Annotated in this window: 3 protein-coding genes; all 3 read left to right on the top strand. The window is 51.1% G+C overall.

Annotated features, from left to right (window positions below):
• A partial coding sequence (locus L654_RS1000000127115) for an Ig-like domain-containing protein (RefSeq protein WP_225305800.1) occupies positions 1-298 on the top strand: 298 nt, incomplete at its 5' end.
• A complete protein-coding gene (locus L654_RS1000000127110) occupies positions 295-885 on the top strand; it encodes an Ig-like domain-containing protein (protein WP_225305801.1) in 591 nt (196 codons plus the stop codon). The genes L654_RS1000000127115 and L654_RS1000000127110, both read left to right, overlap by 4 nt.
• On the top strand, positions 842-1,840 hold a 999-nt coding region (locus L654_RS1000000127105; RefSeq protein WP_225305799.1), incomplete at its 3' end, for an Ig-like domain-containing protein. The genes L654_RS1000000127110 and L654_RS1000000127105, both read left to right, overlap by 44 nt.

Raw genomic sequence — 1,840 nt, 5'->3', positions numbered from 1 at the left:
CAGCGCCACCGAAACAGGCGAGATTGACTTAACCGCACCAAGCCTTGTTATCACCGACAACGGTTTAGGCAACGACACCACGCCAACGATTGCAGGTACCAGCGATGCACCGCAAGGCAGTGAAGTAACCATTGTTGTCACCGACAGCAACGGCGCAGCGCAAACAATAAATGCCACCGTGCTTGCTAATGGTACGTGGTCAATTCCTGTACCGGTAGCACTTGCAGAAGGTGCATACACCGTAAGCGCGAGTGTTGAAGATGTGGCAGGCAANCCGCCACAGGCGCTGGTGAAATAGATACCATTGCACCGACCCTTGTACTTACCAGCCCAGGCTCAAGTAACGACGTAACCCCAACCTTAAGCGGCACCAGTGATGCGGTTGAAGGCACGGTTATTAACTTCACCGTAGTGGACGATCAAGGCAATACACAAACGTTCACCACCACGGTTGATGCTGATGGCAACTTCTCAGTAGAAGTACCGACTGCATTAGCTGAAGGGCCTTACAGCATTGAGGCGGCTATTAGCGATGTCGCGGGCAACAGCACAGACATCACTGGCAGCGGTAACATTGATACCACCGCACCAAGCATTACCGTAGATGCGCCAGTATTAACGAACGACAGCACGCCTACAGTGACAGGGACTAGTGATGCACCTAACAGCACCATCACGGTTACGTTTACAGATGCAGCAAATACCACTCAAAGCATTGATGTACAAACCGATGCTAATGGTAACTGGAGTGCGACACCAACAGGTACATTAGCTGAAGGTAATTACAATATCAGCGCCAGCATCACTGATGCTGCAGGCAACACAGGCACCGGCACGGACAGTGGCGAAGNCCCCGCCAGCACTTGCCTTTACACCAACGTTTGAACTTGGTTTATTAATTACCCTAAGCGGTACGTCTGACTTGCCCATTGGCAGTGAAATTACTATTACCGAGCAACTTGTTAACGGTGGTATTGGTGCAACATATACCACTACAACGGATGCGGATGGCAACTGGTCATTAGTCGGGTTGGATGTATCTTTACTTGATGTTGGCTCAGTGATCGCAACAGCGACCGATGCCGCAGGTAATACCCGTACAATTAGCTCAGATGACTTTGATAATACACCGCCGACACTCACTGTTGATGTTGCAGCACAAAGCGACAGCAATACACCAATCATAAGCGGCACAAGTGATGCGGGCGAGGGGGCACAAGTGACTATCGTGGTTACTGATAGCGCAGGCAACCCACAAACTATCACTGCGCTTGTGGGTGCGGATGGCAATTGGAGTGCCACTCCAACCACACCGCTGAGCGAAGGCGAAAGCACGATTGAAGTGAGTGTACGCGACAGTGTTGGCAACGAAACTACAGTGAGTGACACCACCACTATCGACACGCAAGCGCCACTACTCACCATTCAAAACGTGGGTGATGTCAGCGATTTAACACCAGAGCTTCAGGGCACCAGTAATGAGATTGGTGGGACAGTCACACTCACCATCACCGATAGCGAAGGCATCAATCAAACCCTTAGCACTGTTGTAGGCAGCGATGGTCACTGGGCAATCGAAGTATCGACAGCCCTTGCACAAGGTGACTTTAGCGTTGTTGCCAGCATTACCGATGCCGCAGGCAACGAGAGTACCGCAAACAGCAGTGGTAATGTGGATACCATTACACCGGTTGTCACCGTTGATGCACTGGGTTTAGGCAACGACAGCACCCCAGTTGTTAGTGGTACCTCAACAGAGCCTACAGGCACGGTTATAAACATTGTTATTACCGACAGTAACGGTGATGAACACCCAATCACCGCCACCGTGGATGCAAAC

Source organism: Pseudoalteromonas sp. TAB23 (assembly GCF_000498075.1).
Taxonomy (GTDB): domain Bacteria; phylum Pseudomonadota; class Gammaproteobacteria; order Enterobacterales; family Alteromonadaceae; genus Pseudoalteromonas; species Pseudoalteromonas arctica.
This window is presented reverse-complemented; position numbering and strand designations above follow the sequence as displayed.